Source organism: Streptococcus infantis (assembly GCF_047464215.1).
Classification (GTDB): Bacteria; Bacillota; Bacilli; order Lactobacillales; family Streptococcaceae; genus Streptococcus; species Streptococcus infantis_P.
Genome location: NZ_JASHCG010000015.1, coordinates 21053 through 41265, shown reverse-complemented (window position 1 = coordinate 41265; position 20213 = coordinate 21053). Strand labels below are relative to the sequence as shown.

The following is a 20213-nucleotide window of genomic DNA, read 5'->3' as shown; positions in this document are numbered from 1 at the left end:
GCTAGGGGTGTAAAAGAAAAATCGCCCCTGTCATCAATCTGACAGGGACGAATATGTTTATCCGCGGTACCACCCAATTTCGGGCCATGCCCGCAACTTTAATCTTCTTGTTTCTCTTTTATGACGGCGTTAGCTCGTCTTGCCGTACTTGAGTACAGCCTGCAACTCGCTGTCTAGTCCTAAAAGGAAACAAAAAGATTTATATTTCAATTATTAATTTAATATCATTAGCAACCAGTTTTGATACATTTGTGGACTTCTCAGCACCGCCACTTTCTGTAAAATGTGGGACTCAAAACACCTCTAATGGCTATATTTTAACAAGTTTTTGACGGAAAAGCAAGGAACAAGAAAGATTACTTGAACTTAATGCCGTTTTCTTTTAATTTCTTGATAGTTGCTGGACCGATTCCTTTCAAGGCAAGGAGTTCTTTTTCTGTCCAGTTTTTGAAGTCAGCTGCAGATTTGATACCTTCATCGTAGAAAGTTTTAGCGCGATCTACTGAAAGTCCACCTAGGTTGGCTGCGAAATCTTCTACAGAAGTAGCAACTTTTTGTGCTTGTTCTTTGGTTGCTTCTACAGTTTTTTCAACCTTTTTAGAGACAGCTTTACCTGCATCGCTTGCTGCTTTTTCAGCGTGTTTCACAACTTTTTTTGTTTCTTCGACAACCTTGTTTACAGTGTTTGAAAATGCACCTGAGCGACGAAGGCTGTTTCTCAATTGTTTTTTACGTTGGAGTGTCTTTGACATGATAAAATCCTTTCAATAAAAAATCCCTGTGGCTGAACAAGGATTGAATCTCTATGGTTTTATTGTATCAACTTTCTTTAGGAATTGCAAGGCTTGATATACTGGAAATATAGGAGATATATGGGAAATTTCGCCGTAGAATGATAGGCAATAATAGAAGAAAAGTGAAAAATATGGTATAATGAAACGATAGATTTTTGAATAGGAATACAATCATGTTTGGATTTTTAAAAAAAGATAAAGCAATAGAAACCCCTACAATGGTGCCAGATCACATCGGTGTGATCATGGATGGGAATGGCCGTTGGGCTAAAAAACGGATGCAGCCACGAGTCTTTGGCCATAAGGCTGGGATGGATGCTTTGAGAAAGGTAGCTATTGCTGCTAGTGATATGGGCGTCAAAGCCTTGACAGTCTATGCCTTTTCAACTGAAAACTGGACTCGTCCAGATCAGGAAGTCAAATTTATTATGAACCTGCCAGTTGAATTCTATGATAAGTTTGTTCCTGAATTGCATCAGAAGAACATGAAAATTCAAATGATTGGGGAGACTGATCGTTTGCCGAAGCAGACTTTTGATGCCTTGAAAAAGGCAGAGGAGCTGACTAAGTTAAATACAGGATTGATTCTCAATTTTGCCCTTAATTATGGTGGACGAGCTGAGATTACACAAGCGGTCAAGTTGATTGCACAGGATGTTTTAGATGCAAAGATCAATCCTGGTGATATCACAGAGGAATTGATTGGGGAATACCTCTTTACGGGTCATTTGCCAAAAGTCTTGCGTGATCCTGACTTGATTATTCGGACTAGTGGAGAACTTCGTTTGAGTAATTTCTTGCCATGGCAGGCTGCTTATAGCGAGCTCTATTTCACGGATGTCTTGTGGCCTGACTTTGATGAGGAAGCCTTGAAAGAAGCTATCATCGAGTACAATCGTCGCAACCGTCGTTTTGGAGGAGTTTAGGAGATATTATGATACAGGATTTACAAAAGAGAACCCTTTTTGCTATCTTGGCCTTGGCTATCTTTATCCCAATCTTGGCGATTGGTGGCTTATGGCTCCAGATTGCCATGGGGATTGTGGCTATGTTGGGAGTACATGAGTTGCTTCGCATGAAGGGGTTAAATACCATGACGCCTGAAGGACTCTTGACTTTACTAGCAACCTTTTTTCTGACTATTCCTTTAGAAAACTACCTGAAGTTTTTGCCCGTGGATGGAAACGTTGTTGCTTATAGTGTCGTGATTCTCATTTTGCTAGGAGCAACGGTTTTTAGCAAGAACTATACCATTGAGGATGCTGTTTTTCCGATTGCCATGAGTTTTTATGTTGGCTTTGGTTTTAATGCTTTGGTCGATGCTCGTATTGCAGGTTTGGATAAGGCGCTTTTGGGACTTTGTATGGTCTGGGCAACCGATAGTGGCGCCTATCTAGTAGGGATGAAGTTTGGTAAGAGAAAGCTAGCTCCGAGAGTTTCCCCTAACAAGACCATAGAGGGTGCCATGGGAGGTATCTTGGCTGCTATGCTAGTGACTTTGATTTTTATGCTAGTTGATAGTACCGTTGCTTTACCTTATGGGATTTACAAAATGATGGTCTTTGCTATTTTCTTTAGTATAGCTGGTCAGTTGGGGGACTTGATCGAAAGTGCTATGAAACGTCACTTTGGTGTCAAAGACTCAGGTAAGTTTATCCCAGGCCATGGTGGGGTACTGGACCGTTTTGATTGTATGCTAGCTGTATTCCCGATTATGCACCTCTTTGGCTTATTTTAAGGAAAGGTAAATAGAAATTAAATGATAGGATTACTAACATTTATCCTAGTTTTTGGGATTATCGTGGTAGTTCACGAGTTCGGACATTTTTACTTTGCTAAGAAGTCCGGGATTTTGGTTCGTGAATTTGCCATCGGTATGGGGCCCAAAATCTTTGCCCACATCGGAAAAGATGGGACTGCTTATACTATTCGTCTCCTGCCACTGGGTGGTTACGTTCGTATGGCAGGTTGGGGTGAAGATACGACAGAGATTAAGACTGGAACCCCTGCAAGTCTAACATTGGCAGTGGATGGCAAGGTCAAGCGTATCAATCTCTCTGGTAAAAAGATTGACCAGACAGCTCTGCCTATGCAGGTTACTCAGTTTGATTTTGAGGACAAACTCTTTATTAGAGGCTTGGTCTTGGAAGAAGAGAAAACCTTCTCAGTAGACCATGATGCGACCATTGTGGAAGCTGATGGAACGGAAGTTCGTATCGCTCCTTTAGATGTTCAATATCAAAATGCGACTGTCTGGGGTAAAATGATCACCAACTTTGCTGGCCCTATGAATAACTTTATTCTAGGAGTCATCGTTTTTTGGATCTTGATTTTCATGCAAGGCGGTGTTCGTGATACGCAAACGAATAACTTCAATATTATTCCAGATAGCGCTTTGGCTAAGGTTGGTGTTGAAAATACGGCCCAAATCACTAAGGTCGGCAGTCACGAGATTTCAAACTGGGCAGATTTAATTCAGGCTGTTGATGCAGAAACCAAGGATAAAACAGCGCCTGTTTTGGATGTGACTATTGCTGAGAGTGGAACTGAAAAACAAGTGAGTGTGGCACCTGAAGAAAGTCAAGGTCGTTATATCCTGGGTGTTCAGCCAAGACTCAAATCAGATATCTGGTCCATGTTTATGGGTGGATTTACAAGTGCGGCTGACTCAGCCTTGCGTATTCTCAATGCTTTGAAAAGCTTGATCTTCCAACCAGATTTGAATAAGCTAGGCGGTCCTGTTGCTATCTTTAAGGCAAGTAGTGATGCTGCTAAAAATGGTCTTGAGAATGTCTTGTTCTTCTTGGCTATGATTTCCATCAATATCGGGATTTTTAACTTGATTCCAATCCCTGCGCTAGATGGTGGAAAAATCGTGCTCAATATCCTAGAAGCGATCCGTCGCAAACCACTAAAACAAGAAATTGAAACCTATGTCACTCTGGTTGGAGTTGTCATTATGGTCGTATTGATGCTCGCTGTAACATGGAACGACATCATGCGAACCTTCTTTTAAGAATTAGAGGAGTAATTATGAAACAAAGTAAAATGCTTATCCCAACGCTTCGCGAAATGCCAAGCGATGCTCAAGTTATCAGCCACGCCCTTATGTTGCGTGCTGGTTATGTTCGTCAAGTATCTGCAGGTGTTTACTCATACCTACCACTTGCTAACCGTGTTATCGAAAAAGCCAAGAAGATCATGCGTCAAGAATTTGACAAGATTGGTGCTGTTGAGATGTTGGCTCCAGCCCTTCTCAGTGCTGACCTTTGGCGTGAATCTGGTCGTTATGAAACCTACGGGGAAGACTTATATAAATTGAAAAACCGTGAGAAGTCAGACTTTATCTTGGGTCCAACTCACGAAGAAACCTTCACAGCTATTGTCCGTGATTCTGTTAAGTCTTACAAGCAATTACCACTGAACTTGTACCAAATCCAGCCTAAGTACCGTGATGAAAAACGTCCACGTAATGGACTTCTTCGTACCCGTGAGTTCATCATGAAAGATGGTTATAGCTTCCACGCTAACTACGATAGTTTGGATGTAACTTATGATGAGTACAAGGCAGCTTACGAGCGTATCTTCACTCGTAGTGGCTTGGACTTTAAAGCCATCATCGGAGACGGTGGAGCTATGGGTGGTAAGGATAGCCAAGAGTTTATGGCCATCACACCTGCTCGTACAGACCTTGATCGTTGGGTGGTGTTAGACAAGTCTGTCGCATCATTTGACGAGATTCCTGCAGAAGTGCAAGAAGAAATCAAGGCAGAATTGCTCAAATGGATGGTTTCTGGTGAAGATACTATTGCCTACTCAAGCGAGTCAAGCTATGCAGCCAACTTGGAAATGGCAACCAACGAGTACAAACCAAGCAACCGTGTTGTGACTGAAGAAGAAGTGGCACGTGTGGAAACACCAGGTGTCAAATCAATTGATGAAGTAGCAGCCTTCTTGAATATCTCTGAAGAGCAAACAATCAAGACCTTGGTTTATATCGCAGACCAAGAGCCAGTTGTAGCTCTATTGGTTGGCAACGACCAACTTAATGAAGTCAAATTGAAAAACTACCTTGGAGCAGATTTCTTGGAGCCAGCAACTGAGGCAGGAGTGAAAGAATTGTTGGGAGCGGACTTTGGTTCACTTGGCCCAGTCAATCTTCCAGAACATGTCAAGATTATCGCAGACCGCAAGGTGCAAGATAGTCGCAATGCTGTTGCTGGTGCCAACCAAGATGGTTACCACTTGACTGGTGTCAACCCAGGTCGTGATTTCACTGCTGAGTATGTGGATATCCGTGAAGTTCGTGAAGGTGAAATTTCACCAGACGGACAAGGTGTTCTCAATTTTGCGCGTGGTATTGAAATTGGTCACATTTTCAAACTCGGTACTCGTTACTCAGCAAGTATGGGGGCAGATGTCTTGGATGAAAACGGTCGTGCTGTGCCAATCATCATGGGATGCTACGGTATCGGTGTCAGCCGTCTCCTTTCAGCAGTTATGGAGCAACACGCTCGCCTCTTTGTTAACAAAACTCCAAAGGGTGAATACCGTTACGCTTGGGGAATCAACTTCCCTAAAGAATTGGCACCATTTGATGTACACTTGATTCCAGTTAATGTCAAGGATGAAGCAAGTCTTGAATTGACTAATCGCATCGAAGAAGCCTTAGTCAACAAAGGCTACGAAGTCTTGACAGATGACCGTAACGAACGTGTCGGTGTTAAATTCAGTGATAGCGACTTGATTGGTCTTCCAATCCGTATCACTGTTGGTAAGAAAGCAGCTGATGGTATCGTAGAAGTGAAGATCAAGGCGACAGGGGATACGATCGAAGTTCATGCAGATAACTTGCTTGAAACTCTTGAAATCCTAACAAATAAATAAAATCTATAATCAGAAGAAAAACAAGACAAAAATGTAACTAGTTTTTGCCTTGTTTTTTCTTTATAATGAGAGAAAGTAAGACTCAATGAAAATCAAAGAGCAAACTAGGAAACTAGCCGCAGGTTGCTCAAAACACCGTTTTGAGGTTGTGGATAGAACTGACGAAGTCAGTAACGCATATACGGCAAGGCGACGTTGACGCGGTTTGAATTTGATTTTCGAAGAGTATAAGCATTAAAAGCGTAAAAAGAGGTAGTACTATGCTAAAATTTCCAAAGGATTTTGTCTGGGGTTCCTCAACTTCTGGGCCACAGACAGAAGGGCGAGTGCCTGGTGACGGAAAGGGAGATAATCTCTGGGATTATTGGTACCAAGTAGAGCCAAATCGCTACTACAATGGGATTGGACCAGATAAGACATCGACCTTCTATGAAAACTGGGAAAAGGATATCGAACTTTTGTTAGAAACAGGGCATACAGCCTTTCGGACTTCTATCCAGTGGTCTCGTATTTTCCCACAGGGTCGTGGAGAAGTCAATCCTCAAGGTGTGGCTTTTTACCGTCAGGTCTTTGAGGCTATTAAGGCCAAGGGAATCCGTCTCTTAGTCAATCTCTATCATTTTGATCTGCCTTTTGCCCTTCAAGAAGATGGGGATGGTTGGGAAAATAAAGCAACTATTAAAGCTTATGAAGACTATGCTCGTTTCTGTTTTGAGACCTACGGTGACCTTGTGGACCAATGGATTACCTTCAATGAGCCCATCGTTCCTGTTGAGTTTGGCTATTTCTATGATGCCCATTATCCACATAAGGTGGATGCCAAAGCAGCAGTTAAGGTTGCCTATCATACCCAGCTAGCCAGCACTCTTGCGGTGAAGGCTTGTCACGAAATGTTGCCGGGTTCTAAGATTGGGATAGTCCTCAACTTGACACCAGCCTATCCACGTAGTCAGCATCCTGCGGATGTCAAGGCTGCTCGTATTGCCGACCTCTTTCAGGCACAATCTTTCCTAGATCCGTCTGTTTTAGGAGCTTATCCAGAAGAATTGGTGGAGATTTTAGCTGAGCATGATTTGCTGCCAGAATACACAGCCGAAGAATTGGAACTCATTCGTGAGAACACCGTTGACTTCCTAGGAGTCAATTACTATCAGCCTTTGCGTGTTATGGCGCCACGTTTTGCTAAGCATCCTGATAGTCCACTATTACCAGAGCATTTCTATGAGCCTTACGTTATGCCAGGTCGTAAGATCAATCCACACCGCGGTTGGGAAATCTACGAGCAAGGGATTTATGACATTGCCCAAAACATCAAGGAAAACTACGGTAATATTGAGTGGATGCTGACAGAAAATGGGATGGGTGTTGAAGGTGAGGATAAATTCCGTGAAAATGGAATGATCCAGGATGATTACCGTATCGACTTTGTCAAAGGTCATCTTCGTGAGCTCCATCGTGCTATTGAAGACGGCACCAACTGTAAAGGTTACTTAATCTGGACCTTTATCGATTGCTGGTCATGGCTCAATAGCTATAAAAACCGTTATGGTTTAGTCGAGCTTGACCTTGAAACGCAAGAACGCCGTCTGAAAAAATCAGGCCACTGGTTTAAAGAACTCAGCGATAACAATGGGTTTTAAGAACTTTGCAGTCTAACAAATGATATGAAAAAACCATTGGACCTCAACTCTTTTCGAGTTTTTCCAATGGTTTTTCTTGTTCTTATAATAGTCCAATAAAGAGTAGTAGAGCTGATAAACCAATAAAGGTTAGAGTTGCAAGACCACGTTGGCCTGGATTGTATATCTTTCGTTCTCCTCGAACTGGGAATACGATAGCTAGTAATGCGCCACCGACAGCTCCACCTACGTGTCCAGCAAGGCTAATACCAGGCATAAAAACACTACCTACTAGGTTGATAACTAAGAGGGAGAGGTAAGATTGACCGAGCTGTTGCAGATAGGGATTGCGTGAGGCATAACGGAGAACGACAATAGAAGCGAACATACCGTAGAGGGCAGTTGAAGCACCTGCAGTAATGGCATTGGGACTAAAAACGAGGACAAAGAGATTTCCCATCATACCTGATAGAAGGTAGATAAAGAAAAACTGTTTGGAGCCAAAGATTTGTTCCATCTGACGTCCCAAGAAGTAAAGGGATAGCATATTGACTAAAAAGTGCTCCAAGCCAATGTGGACAAAGGTTGCCGAAAATAAGCGCCAGATTTGTTCAGGCATGGCCTTGATAGCAGGAGGATAAACAGCTCCAAACCGATACAAGGTAGCTGCACTTGTGTAATTGAAACCGCTGGTTAGAAACATGATGATAAAAACTAGGGTTGTCACGAGGAGAAAGAAGCTCGTGACAGGATAACGACGATCAAAAATCTCTTTCATAGATGAGTACCTCCTCAACGGGAATATCATGTGTATCAGGATGGAAATCCTGAATCTGACAAGGATAAAGTGTACTAATGGTGTGACCAGTAAAATGCTCCAAGTAGCGGTCGTAGTAGCCACCTCCATAGCCAACTCGATAACCAGAGGGATTGAAAGCTAAACCAGGAACATGGATCAAGTCAATCTGAGAGGGCACAAAGACAATAGCTTCCCCCTGCGGTTCAAGAAGTCCAAAAGAATTTCTTTCGAGTTTCTCTGGTTCATATAGAACAAAGTCCATTTTTCCATGTGGATAGGTTTTGGGAATGAGGAGTGTCTTCCCATCTTTTTGAGCTTGTTCGATCAGTTCAGCTGTCTGAAATTCATGAGGAAAAGACAGGTAAGTGGCGATAGTCTTTGATTCTTTATAAAAAGGATGTTGAAAAAACTGATCTGTGAGCCAATAATTTATGCTCTGCTTTTCTTCTTTGGATAGAGACTTGAGTTCTTGCAAGACCTGCTTGCGTAAGCTTTTTTTCATAGTTTACTCCGCAGCTTTCTTGGCTAAAAAGCTTGATACAGCCTCGACACCGATTGCCAGAGCTTCTTCCTTAGGACTCATCTTTGGATGGTGAAGAGCATAGGGACTATCAATTCCAAGCCAGAACATGACACCAGGAATCTTGGAGAGAAGATAACCAAAGTCTTCTCCTGTCATGGCAGGTTCGATGTCGATTAATTCAATTCCCTCTTTTTCATCAAAGAAGGTCATCAATTCACAGGCTAGTTCAGGGTTGTTTTCGACTGGCAAATAGCCTCCCTGTTTGAGTTCAATTTCTACATCCATGTCAAAGGCAGCTGCTACACCTTCAGCGATAGCTTTGACACGTTTTTGAACCAAAAGACTCATATTGTGTGTAAGAGCTCGAATGGTTCCATGCAGGAAAGCTGTATCAGCGATGACATTATTGGTTGTACCAGCTTGAAAAACACCGAAAGTGACAACAGCTCCCTCGATAGGATCGACATTACGGCTGACAACTGACTGGACTTGGGTCACAAAATAGCTAGCTGCAACCAGAGCATCGTTTGCTTCGTGTGGAAAGGCAGCGTGTCCGCCTTTACCCTTAAAGCGAATCTTAACTTCACATGTTCCAGCAAAGAGTGTATGGGTATTGGTCGCAATCTGTCCAACTTTTAAGTCAGGACGGATATGAAGTCCATAGAATTGATCAGGCAACCAGTCACCAAAAGCATCATCTTCATACATGAGCATACCACCTGCTTCGTTTTCCTCGGCAGGTTGGAAGAGAAAGAGGAGATTGTTTTTGGGTTGGTTTTCTAGAGCACGTTCGAGACTTCCAAGGGCAATGGTCATGTGAAAATCGTGTCCACAAGCATGCATGCGGTCGGGGTGCTGAGAGGCAAAAGGAAGACCTGTTTGTTCAACGATTGGGAGTCCATCAATATCTGTTCGCCAACCAATGGTACGTTCTGGCTGACTTCCTTGCAAGTAAACTAAAATACCTGTTCGCCAAGTACGAATCTGAACAAAATCCTTACCAGCTGTTAATGTTTCAATGACATTGAGTAAATAAGCGTGAGTCTTGAATTCTTCTAAACCAATCTCAGGAATTTGGTGAAGATCGCGTCGAGTTTGAATCAAATCTAACATAGTTAATTTCCTTCTATTGATACGAGAAAGAGGCTGGAAATATTTCCGCCTCTGTTACTAATTACAAGGTGCGAAGCGCATCTTCTAGCGCTGTTTTTTGTTGGGTTTGGCTATCGATTTCCTTGATAACACGAGCTGGGACACCAGCTACCACAACATTTTCTGGAACATCTTGAGTGACGATGGCCCCTGCTGCAACAACAGAACCGCTACCGATTTGAACACCTTCGATAACCACAGCGTTAGCACCGATGAGAACATTGTCACCGACACGGACAGGCTCAGCACTAGCTGGTTCGATAACACCTGCAAGAACAGCGCCTGCACCTACGTGACTATTTTTACCGACAATAGCGCGTCCGCCCAGAATAGCTCCCATATCAATCATAGTACCAGCACCGATTTCAGCACCGATGTTGATAACAGCTCCCATCATGATAACAGCATTGTCACCAATCTCAACTTGGTCACGGATGATAGCGCCTGGCTCGATACGCGCATTGATATCACGTTTATCAAGGAGAGGCACAGCAGAGTTGCGAGCGTCTTGTTCAACAACATAGTCCTTGTTTTCTGTAAGTCCTTCAAGAAGTGGAGCGATATCTTTCCAGTCTCCAAAAAGAACATTCCCAAGCTTGATAACAGAGGCAGGGATAGCTCCAGCAAGTTGCCCCTCAAAGGTCACTTTTACACTTGTCTTTTTCTCAGCATTTGCGATAAATTGGATAATTTCTTGTGCATTCATTTTTGTAGCAGTCATAGGTGTCTCCTCACTCTTTGTAATGCTTACTATTCTACCAAAAAAGGCTTCAATTTTGAAGCCTTAAGTGTTAAAAGAAGGTGTTTAATTCTTGGATTTAGATTCTTCGATGGACAAGAAAATCATAGGAACGATAATCAAAATCATGGCCAGTACCAAGAAACCATCCAGAACCATGCCAAGGAAAAGAACGCTTAGAATAGCAGAGGATAGAGGTTCGCTTGCGCTAACGACCGACACCACCAATGGGGAAACGAGAGAGACAGCCTTCATCGATAGGAAAAAGGCAAAAGCAGTTCCCAAAAAGGCAATGGTCAAACAAATACAGATACTGATGGCATCAACCTGGAAGCTAATCTTATAAACAGGGTAGAGAAAATTACTAAAAAGTCCAGCGATAATCATTCCCCAACCAACAGTTGGCACAAAACCGTATTTTTTAGCAAAGCGTTGGGGTAAGATGACATTGAACATGACGCCTAGGGCACTGAGAAGTCCAGTCAGTAAAGCAAGAGGAGTGATGGATAGCTTAGACAAATCGCCTTTGGTAGCCATCAAAAAGACTCCAATCATAGCAGTCAAAACATAGAAAATTGCTTTTTTAGAAGCTTTTTTCTTGTAGATGATGCGATTATATAGAAGTATAAAGACAGGACTGATAAATTGGAGGATGGTGGCAGTGGTAGCGTTGGAATACTCCACACAGAGATAGAAGAAAAACTGAACAGAAAAAATCCCTAAGATGGCATAGGCCAGAAAAGGCAGGTAATTGTTTCGATTTTTCCAGATCTCGAAGAGCTGGGACCGGAGTTTTATACTAGATAAGACGATTACGAAACTACCAGCGACGAGTAGACGCATAGAAGTAATCCACCCTGAAGATACTTGATAATGTGAAAAAAAGTACTCTCCTAAAATTCCGCAGATCCCCCAGATCAGGCCAGATAGGAGAGAATAAATGGTTCCCTTAAAAATATTCTTTTGATATTTATTCATGTTGCTATTGTACCATGAAATGAAAAAAGAAAAAAGAGAGTGGAGAAAAATCATTTCTTTCAGAAATTTTCTTTCCCACTCTCAATGATTGTGCTGTTTAGTTAGCGCCGTTGATTGCTGCTTCTGTTCCCGTTACTATTAGAAGTATTATTACGATTATTATTGTTATTACTGTTACTGCTATTGCTATTGTTTGATGAGGAAGAGGATGCTTTAGGCAGACTTCCTAAAATGGTGTTCCAAGCATTTTGGTAGTCTGCATCGCTTCCACCAATAGCGAATCTATAAGTAGTAGTCGGAGCACCAGCTTGGTTAGCCCAGTAACTTGTCACCATTTCACCAGTCACATTAATTTCTTTACCGTTGATGGTAACCTTACCTGGTTTTTGACCAGTTGATTTGAGGACTTGAGATGAAGTGACACTTGAATCAAGGTTGAATCGTTCTGTCCCCCAAACAGAAGGGGCTGCTTGTTGAATGGCATTTACCAGATGAGCCATATATTTTGCATTGCGGTAGTGTCCTGCACCTTTACCGAGTGGTCGGTTATCATCGTGACCAAGCCAACCACCAAGGGTTAATCTTGGAGTTGAAAGCATGAGCCACATATCGCCATCTTCATTGGTCGTACCAGTTTTACCAATCCAGTCAGCACCCGCCAAACTTGGGTTGATAGCGGCAAGATCGCTCTGGAAGCTTGAAGTCACTTGGGAAGAAATAACATCTCTTAGTAAGCTCTGCATAATGGTTGCAGTTGCTTTAGAGTAGACTTGTACAGGTTCGTCTTTGTGCTCATAGATAACCTCGCCGCTGGTCTTCTCGATTTTTGAAATCATGTATTTCTTATGGTAAACACCATTGTTAGCCAAGGTTTGGTAGCCATTTGTATGTTGGGCTACAGTGACATCGATTCCTCCCCCCATAGGAAGACTTTCGATGCCGTACTCGGGGATATCATAGCCCATTTTTTCCATGTAGGAACGGACATCAACTCCTTTTTGCAGAAGTAACTGATAGGTCCAGTAGGCTGGGATATTCCAAGAGTAATTCAGAGCTTCTTTCAGACTCATCATGGCTGTACCAGAACTATTAACATACATGATAGGATTTCCGTTAGAGAAGTTAGTTGGATAGTTAGATAAGACGCTTGCACTTCCCATCAAGCCTTGGTCAATCGCAATACTGTAGGCTAGGATTGGTTTAGTAGTTGAAGCAGGAGACCGTTTAGTGTTAAAGGCGTGGTTGTTTTGGTTGCTTTGGTAATCACGACCACCGACAAATCCTAAAATGGCTCCTGTTTGGTTATCCATCAAGACATTTCCGACTTCTGGCTGACCAGTATTATCATCAACAAGGTAGCCATAGTTTGCAACAGCATCTTGCATGGCCGTATGAATAGCCTTATCAATTGTAGTTGTGATACGGTAACCACCATTTTGAATCTCTTTTTCAGCCAATTCATGATAAGATTTTTGGATAGATTCGTTCTTTTGTTCTTGTGCAGAGACGTTATCTTTTTTGATTAGATAATCATACATGAGGTTAGTCGCTTCATCGAGGGCAGAAAAGTAGAGGAAACCTTTAGCAGTTACGTTGACATTTTCTGCTGGCAGGAAGTCTTTCTTAATATCGTACGCTTTATAGGTTTCGTAATCTTCTTGGCTAAGGACTCCAGTTCTGTACATATTGTAGAGAACATCTTTTGAGCGCTTGATTCCAAGTTCAATAACTTCTTCGCTCTTCATCTCACCAGTAGACTCATAAGGTGAGTAGGAAATAGGGCTTTGTGGTAAACCTGCTAGGAAGGCTGCTTGAGGAATGGTTAGTTTGCTAGCATCCACTCCGAAAATCCCAGTTGCAGCCTGCTGAGCCCCTGCGATATTTTGCCCCTTGTTATTGCGACCAAAAGGTGCAACATTTAGATAGGTAGTCAGGATTTCATCCTTATTCATAGCACGTTCTAGGGCTAGAGCATCTACGATTTCACTAGCTTTACGAGCAAGAGTAGGAGCGTCCCCAACTACTTGTTGTTTGATGAGCTGTTGTGTTAGGGTAGAACCACCACTCGAAGAACCAAGGCCGATAAAGTTTCCTAGACTGGCACGAATGACCGCTTTGGGGACGACACCATTGTGCTCTGCAAAGTGTTCGTCCTCGGTTGCAACGATAGCTTGCTTGAGATTCTCTGAGATGGCATCGGATGCGACAGATGTTCGCAAAAGATCGCTCTCGATGGCCCCAATCATGGAACCATCTGCATAGCGAATCTCAGAAATAGATGAAATATCGTTCACCTGTTTAACCAAATCCACCGTTTGAGGGACACTAACCTGATCAAAAAGAGAAACCGCATATCCCAAAACAACCCCAGTCCCGAGGAGACCGCCAATAAAAGCTAGGATAAAAAGAGTGTTAAAAGTTGCTTTTATTCCAAGTAAAATCTTGGCCAAAATAGTCCAAATGGTCAGCTTTGTTTTGACTTTCTTATTTTTATCTGGACTTTTTTTGGAAGTTATTAATTTTAAAGACCGAAGTAAGGCCAGTCCTTTTTGTTTGATTCTTGTTACATGTTTGTTCATAGAATTCCTCACTCTTTATTATTATACCATAAAAGCAATTATTGCAAGAAATTAGGCTTAGCACAGGGCTTTGGATAGGGATTGGAGTTCAAAATTTAGACATTGAAAAAGCCAGATTTAAGCTAAATCTGACTGTTTGACAAATTGTTTATTTTTCTCCTGAAAGTTCTTTTCCTAGATCAATCAAGTAGTCCTTCAAGTGGTCTTTGACTTGTGGATGTTTAAGAGCGTATTCGATGGAAGTCTTCATAAATCCAAACTTATCTCCAACATCATAACGAGCACCCTTGAATTCACGAGCAAATACTCGTTGAGTTTTGTTGAGAGTATCGATGGCATCTGTTAGTTGGATTTCATTTCCCGCACCAGGTTTTTGACTTTCGAGGATGCCGAAAATCTCTGGTGTGAGGAGATAACGGCCAATAATGGCTAGATCACTTGGTGCATCTTCAGGTGCGGGTTTTTCAACGAAGGTTTCAACACTGTAAAGACCATCTTTGCCTTCTCCTTGAGGAGCGATGACACCGTAGGCTGAGACTTCTTCATGTGGGACAGGCATGACAGCTATAGTAGAAGCATGAGTATTCTCATAATCGTTCATGAGTTGCTTGGTCAGTGGAACAGCCTTGTCATCTGTGATATCCATGAGGTCATCCCCAAGCATAACTACAAAAGGTTCATTCCCGACGAAAGCTTTGGCTTGTAAGACGGCATCTCCGAGTCCACGTGGGTGTGTTTGACGGATGAAGTGAAGGCGCATGCCAGTTGTTTCGTCAACTAGTTTCAAAAGGTCGGTTTTTCCTTTTTCCTTGAGGTTGTATTCTAGTTCGAAGTTTGAGTCAAAATGGTCTTCGATTGAGCGTTTTGACTTCCCTGTGACAACAAGAATATCCTCAATACCAGACTTAAGAGCTTCTTCAACGATAAATTGAATGGTTGGTTTATCTACGATTGGTAGCATTTCCTTAGCCAAGGCTTTGGTAGCAGGAAGGAAGCGAGTTCCAAGTCCTGCAGCAGGGATAACGGCTTTTCTAACTTTTTGCATCATGAGATTCCTTTCTAACTGTGGTTTAAGACCACTCGTTCTCTGCCTTGAACTCATTGCTCATGAGTTCAGAAACGGCATCCTTAATATTAACATTTTCATAAATAACTTGGTAAATGGCTTGGGTAATAGGCATATAAACTCCTAGTTCTTGTGCTAACTCGTAGGCTGCTTTGGTCGTTGAAATTCCTTCAATGACCATTCCCATATTAGCTTCAATATCTGCCAAGGCTTCGCCACGCCCAAGAGCATCTCCAGCACGCCAGTTACGTGAGTGGATAGAAGTTCCGGTAACGATTAAATCCCCAACTCCAGAAAGACCACTGTAAGTTAATGGATTTGCTCCAAGTTTAACCCCCAGACGAGTAATTTCTGCCAGACCGCGCGTGATAATAGCAGCTTTTGCATTATCCCCAAATCCAAGTCCATGAAGGGCACCAGCTCCCACTGCGATGATGTTTTTAAGCGCGCCAGCTGTTTCTACTCCGATGACATCTGTATTGGTATAAAGACGGAAGTAGTGGTTGCTAAAGAGTTCTTGAACATACTGGGCTGTCTCTAAATCCTTAGATGCGGCGGTAATCAAGGTAATGTCGCGTACAATTGTTTCTTCCGCATGGCTAGGACCAGATACGACGACGATCTCGCTTCTAAGGTCTTCAGGGATTTCTTCTTCAAGAATGGTTGAAAGACGTTTGTGGCTATTGGGTTCGAGGCCTTTTGAAGCATGCATGACAACCACTTTATGATCCAAAACAGCAGCCACTTGTTGAGCTACCAATCTGGTCACCTTGGTTGGTACCACAAACAAGACAGCATCAACCCCCTTCAAGGTTTCTGCCAAATCATGATAGGCAACAATCTTTTCGTCTAATACAGTATCCTTAAAATAGCGTTTGTTGGTATGTTGTGTATTGATTTCGTCAATTTGGTCAGGAATATTTCCCCAGATACGTACTTCATGTCCATTGTCATTTAAAACTTGTGACAAGGCAGTACCCCAAGAACCAGGCCCTAAAATAGCGATGGTTTGTTTGTTCATTTTTTCCTCCTTCTGAGAAAGCACTTTCCTATATTCTACCATAAAAAGCCCCATCTTGCATCTATATAACTAGCTAAGATATGTCCTATTGATAGGAATCTGTATTTATCGAAGGTGATGATTCGAGAAAATCAAAAGTAGAGATATAAAAAAACAGCCAGGGGGAATTGGCTGTTTTAGTAGGAAAAAACTAGAGCGTAATGCTGTTATTTTTAGAAATTTTCATAAATAGTAACAAGGAAGTAACTGTTAAGATAGTGAGAATAGTAGATAGGGCTGCTGCCACACCATAATTCCCACGAAGTACTTCAGTGTAGATAGCTACGGTCATTGTTCTAGTTTTAACGTTATATAAGAGAATGGAAGTAGATAGTTCCGAAATCATTGTTACCCATGAAAGGATTGCCCCTGAGATAATCCCTGAAAGCATCATTGGAGTTGTGATTTTAGTAAAGGTATTGAGACGGCTACTTCCCAAACTTTCTGCTGCCTCTTCGATACTAGGAGCAATTTGTTGCAAACTAGCAACTGAAGAACGAATGGTATAAGGAAGTCTTCTGACAGATAAGGACATAATCAAGATGAAGGCTGTTCCAGTAATCATCAGGAAACCACTTCCGAAGAGGCCTGTATTGAATGAAGAGATAAAGGCAATACCGAGTACAGTTCCTGGTACGATATAAGGTACCATACTAAGACTATCGATTAAGTTGGTAAATAGGTTGCGTTTGCGAACTGCAAGGTAGGAGATGAAGGTCGCAAAGACAACAACGAGAACCAAGGCAAGGAGAGGGATACGAATGGTATTAAAAATAGCAGATCCCATACGGCTAAAGGCAGTCTTATAGCTATTTAGTGAATATCCTTTGACGAAAACCATACCAGATGTTTTCAGGAAGGATGTATAAATCAAGTAAACTTGAGGCAAAACAGAGAATAAGATAATGCCATAAACTGTCACATAAATAGCAGCCATCTTTCCTTTTGTCGTTTTCTTAGGTTCAATTGGATGAAGCGAGTTCATACTGAAACTGTAGCGATTTGAAACGTACTTTTGGATGAGGAAGATAACTAGGGCGATTGTAATCGCCATAATTGCTAAGGCTGATGCAAAGGCAGAGTTGCCTCCTACCTCACTGATAAACTGTGTATAGATCAAGACTGGGAAGGTACGATATCCCTCACCAATCAACATCGGAGTACCAAAGTCCGAGAAGGCTCTCATAAAGACGAGGAGTGCAGCTGCTAGTAAAGTTGGAACCAAGAGAGGTAAAACGACTGTTACAATTCGTTTTAGACCGAAAGTTCCCATGCTTTCAGCAGCTTCCAAGAGGGAGTTGTCGATACTCTTCATAGTCCCAGCTACGTAAAGAAAGACGAGAGGGAAGAGTTGAAGTGTAAAGACAAGCACAATACCTTTGAAACCGTAGATGTCAAGACCTGGCAAGTGCAGTGTGTTGGTTAGAAACTTTGTGATTACTCCGTTTCTACCAAGAAGTAGAATCCAAGAATAGGCACCTACAAAGGGAGCTGACATGGATGCAATGATGATTAAAATCTGTAAAAACTTCTTTCCCTTGAAGTCATACATTGAAAAAAGATAAGCTAGCAAGGTACCAACAAGGACAGAAGTGATCGTTGCAGTTACAGAAACCTTGAAACTGTTGATAAGGGTTTCAGAGTAGTACGATTTGCTAAAGAAAGTAACAAAATTTTCTAATGAGAAATGACCTTCATGTACCAGTGCTTGTTTTAATACCGTAACAATTGGATAGACCAGAAAAACAAGATAAGTAAGGAAGATGAAGAAGGAAGACGCCGTCCAGATATTTAGTTTTTTACGCTCCATGGCTGACTCCTTTTATGAGATTGCGCGAACCATCTTCAGAGAAGACATTGAGTTTCTGAGTATTGATACGCAAACGAACGCGATCTCCTTTTTTCAAATCTTCTTCAAATGTAGATTCTTCACTTACCTGAAGTTTTGAAGCAAATCCTGTCTCAATGAAGTATTCGGTATTAAGTCCAAGATAGACACTGTCAGTAATTGTTCCATCGATTGGTCCGTTTTCGTCACGGATAAATTCTTCGGGACGAATGCTGACATGAATAGCTTGTTCTTCCACCTGGTCTAGTGCTGGCATACGAAGAGAATAACCATCTTCAAAGACGATGTAAGCTCCGTCAGCTTGCTTTTCCAAACTAGCAGGGATTATATTTGTTCTACCAATAAATGTTGCGACAAATTCATTTGCTGGTTTGTGGTAAAGCTCTTTGGGACGACCAATTTGTTGAATAACACCGTCTTTCATAACAGCAATTTGGTCAGAAATAGCCATAGCTTCTTCTTGGTCGTGGGTTACGTAGACAGTGGTAATTCCAACTTCGTGTTGAATTTCTCGAATAGCCTGACGCATATCCAAGCGAAGTTTGGCATCTAGGTTACTGAGGGGTTCGTCCATGAGGAGAACACTAGGATTAACAGCCAAGGCACGTGCTAGGGCAACCCGTTGTTGCTGACCACCACTAAGTTTATCTGGTTTACGATCAGCATACTGGGCAATCTGCATCAACTCAAGGTATTTATTTGTTTGTTCGATGAGTTCATCTTTTGGAACTTTCTTTTGCTTGAGCCCGAATGCAACGTTATCACGCACCGTCAAATGTGGGAAAATTGCATAGTTTTGGAAAACCATCCCAATGTTTCGCTTGCTAGGTTCCATGTTGTTGATTTTAGTATCGTCGAAGTAGAATTCTCCTCCTTCAATGCTATTGAAACCTGCAATCATACGAAGTAAGGTTGTTTTCCCACATCCTGAAGGCCCAAGGAGAGTGAAAAGGCTCCCCTTAGGAATGGTAACGTTTAGATTTTCGATAACAGCTACATCGTGGTAAATTTTCTTGGCATTGATAATCTTGATCTCACTCATAGTTAACCTCTTTTACTGTTTAGATTGGATATCTGTAAAGACTTCGTTGTATTTCTTCACGATATCTGATTTGTTTTTGATGACATAATCATAGTCTTCAGTTAGTGTTTTAATTTGTTCGATTGGTTTCATGTTTGTGCTAGTTTTAGCGTTTTTACGAACTGGACGGTTAGTAGTTGTTGTACCAAGCGTGTCTTGGACTTCTTGAGAAATGATGAAGTCGATAAATTTCTTAGCGTTTTCCATGTTCTTAGCGTTTTTAATAATAGCAGCGCTAGCAGGCAGGAAGACAGTACCTTCTTTTGGATAAACAACCTTGATGTTAGCTCCGTCGTTTAGAAGTTTCACTGCGGGGTCTTCGTAAGAAAGACCAACAGCCATTTCTCCATCTGCTACGGCCTTGTAAACGCCAGATGAACTTGAGCCAATTTTACCGTCAATCAAAGTAAAGAGATCTTTGACATAAGTCCAAGCCTTGTCGTCTGTATAGCCGCCCTCAGCTTGTAACATGTTTGTTAGTTGAGCAAAGGCGCTAGAAGAGTTGGCTGGGTCTGCAGTTGCGATTTTTCCTTTGAGTTCTGGTTTGATGAGGTCGCTATAACCTTCAATATTCATCCCCTTAGTCAAGTCAGGGTTGACGATTAAAACACTACCATCCAATGTATAAGGAGTTGAGTAGCCAGTTGTATTTTGATATTCTTTGATGACATTATCGTTTTCCGTTGATACGTAATTTTCAAAAAGTTCCCCGTGGGTAGCATATTGGGTATAGGAACCACCAAAGATGATATCTGCCACAGGGGCTTCTTTTTCAGATTCTAGTTTTTTAAAGAGTTCACCTGTTCCTGCTTGAATGAGTTCAACCTTGATACCATACTTTTCTTCAAAAGCAGGAATAGTTGCTCCAATCAATCCTTCTGAGTTTGGGGAGTAGACTACTAGAGTATCGCTTCCTCCATTTTCAGTTGCCTTTTCTCCTGAAGCGTCGTCAGAAGAGCAGGCAGCAAGCCCCAAAATAGCAAGTCCACACGCAGCATAATACATCCATTTCTTTTTCATGATGGATACCTCCATAGTTTTGTTACCTCTATTGTAAAACAATGAAAGCGCTTTTAAAACCTAAAAT

General features: G+C 42.0%; 17 protein-coding genes. 5 read left to right on the top strand and 12 right to left on the bottom strand.

Annotated features, from left to right (window positions below; all coding sequences use genetic code 11):
* Positions 1-356: 356 nt before the first annotated feature.
* Complete coding sequence (locus tag QM469_RS08635; protein WP_049509840.1) at positions 357-752, bottom strand: helix-hairpin-helix domain-containing protein; 396 nt, start codon at positions 750-752, stop codon at positions 357-359.
* 215 nt (positions 753-967) lie between these two features.
* On the opposite strand from QM469_RS08635, the gene QM469_RS08630 reads away from it, so the two are divergent.
* From QM469_RS08630 to QM469_RS08610, 5 genes are all read left to right on the top strand, one after another.
* On the top strand, positions 968-1720 hold the full coding sequence (locus QM469_RS08630) for an isoprenyl transferase (protein WP_371608408.1): 753 nt from the start codon (positions 968-970) through the stop codon (positions 1718-1720).
* A gap of 8 nt (positions 1721-1728) precedes the next feature.
* On the top strand, positions 1729-2532 hold the full coding sequence (locus QM469_RS08625) for a phosphatidate cytidylyltransferase (protein ID WP_000613843.1): 804 nt from the start codon (positions 1729-1731) through the stop codon (positions 2530-2532).
* A 21-nt stretch (positions 2533-2553) separates the two neighbouring features.
* Positions 2554-3810, top strand: a complete 1257-nt coding sequence (rseP, locus tag QM469_RS08620) for an RIP metalloprotease RseP (protein ID WP_414276557.1) — start codon at positions 2554-2556, stop codon at positions 3808-3810.
* 17 nt (positions 3811-3827) lie between these two features.
* Positions 3828-5681 (top strand): proline--tRNA ligase, encoded by a 1854-nt coding sequence (locus QM469_RS08615; protein WP_414276556.1) that lies wholly within the window; start codon positions 3828-3830, stop codon positions 5679-5681.
* Between the two features lie 260 nt (positions 5682-5941).
* Positions 5942-7321: a glycoside hydrolase family 1 protein gene (locus QM469_RS08610; protein ID WP_414276555.1), complete on the top strand. Its 1380-nt coding sequence runs from the start codon at positions 5942-5944 to the stop codon at positions 7319-7321.
* 82 nt (positions 7322-7403) lie between these two features.
* Here the strand turns inward: QM469_RS08610 and QM469_RS08605 are convergent, their stop codons facing one another.
* From QM469_RS08605 to QM469_RS08555, 11 genes are all read right to left on the bottom strand, one after another.
* Positions 7404-8078: a rhomboid family intramembrane serine protease gene (locus tag QM469_RS08605; RefSeq protein ID WP_414276554.1), complete on the bottom strand. Its 675-nt coding sequence runs from the start codon at positions 8076-8078 to the stop codon at positions 7404-7406.
* Positions 8062-8601, bottom strand: coding sequence for a 5-formyltetrahydrofolate cyclo-ligase (locus QM469_RS08600; protein WP_414276553.1), 540 nt, complete (start codon positions 8599-8601; stop codon positions 8062-8064). Before QM469_RS08600 ends, QM469_RS08605 begins: the two co-directional genes overlap by 17 nt.
* 3 nt (positions 8602-8604) lie before the next feature.
* A complete protein-coding gene (locus QM469_RS08595; protein ID WP_414276552.1) occupies positions 8605-9735 on the bottom strand; it encodes an N-acetyldiaminopimelate deacetylase in 1131 nt (376 codons plus the stop codon).
* A gap of 61 nt (positions 9736-9796) precedes the next feature.
* Positions 9797-10495, bottom strand: coding sequence for a 2,3,4,5-tetrahydropyridine-2,6-dicarboxylate N-acetyltransferase (gene dapD, locus QM469_RS08590; protein WP_045762757.1), 699 nt, complete (start codon positions 10493-10495; stop codon positions 9797-9799).
* Between the two features lie 84 nt (positions 10496-10579).
* Entirely contained in the window at positions 10580-11491 is a 912-nt protein-coding gene (locus tag QM469_RS08585) for a DMT family transporter (RefSeq protein WP_414276551.1), read from the bottom strand.
* Between the two features lie 101 nt (positions 11492-11592).
* Complete coding sequence (pbp1b, locus tag QM469_RS08580; RefSeq protein WP_414276550.1) at positions 11593-14070, bottom strand: penicillin-binding protein PBP1B; 2478 nt, start codon at positions 14068-14070, stop codon at positions 11593-11595.
* Between the two features lie 148 nt (positions 14071-14218).
* Complete coding sequence (gene galU / locus QM469_RS08575; RefSeq protein WP_414276571.1) at positions 14219-15115, bottom strand: UTP--glucose-1-phosphate uridylyltransferase GalU; 897 nt, start codon at positions 15113-15115, stop codon at positions 14219-14221.
* A 25-nt stretch (positions 15116-15140) separates the two neighbouring features.
* Entirely contained in the window at positions 15141-16157 is a 1017-nt protein-coding gene (locus QM469_RS08570) for an NAD(P)H-dependent glycerol-3-phosphate dehydrogenase (protein ID WP_414276549.1), read from the bottom strand.
* A 190-nt stretch (positions 16158-16347) separates the two neighbouring features.
* Complete coding sequence (locus QM469_RS08565) at positions 16348-18006, bottom strand: ABC transporter permease (protein ID WP_414276548.1); 1659 nt, start codon at positions 18004-18006, stop codon at positions 16348-16350.
* Positions 17996-19087: an ABC transporter ATP-binding protein gene (locus QM469_RS08560; RefSeq protein ID WP_414276547.1), complete on the bottom strand. Its 1092-nt coding sequence runs from the start codon at positions 19085-19087 to the stop codon at positions 17996-17998. Before QM469_RS08560 ends, QM469_RS08565 begins: the two co-directional genes overlap by 11 nt.
* A 12-nt stretch (positions 19088-19099) precedes the next feature.
* Positions 19100-20146 (bottom strand): extracellular solute-binding protein, encoded by a 1047-nt coding sequence (locus tag QM469_RS08555; protein ID WP_414276546.1) that lies wholly within the window; start codon positions 20144-20146, stop codon positions 19100-19102.
* Between the last annotated feature and the right edge of the window lie 67 nt (positions 20147-20213).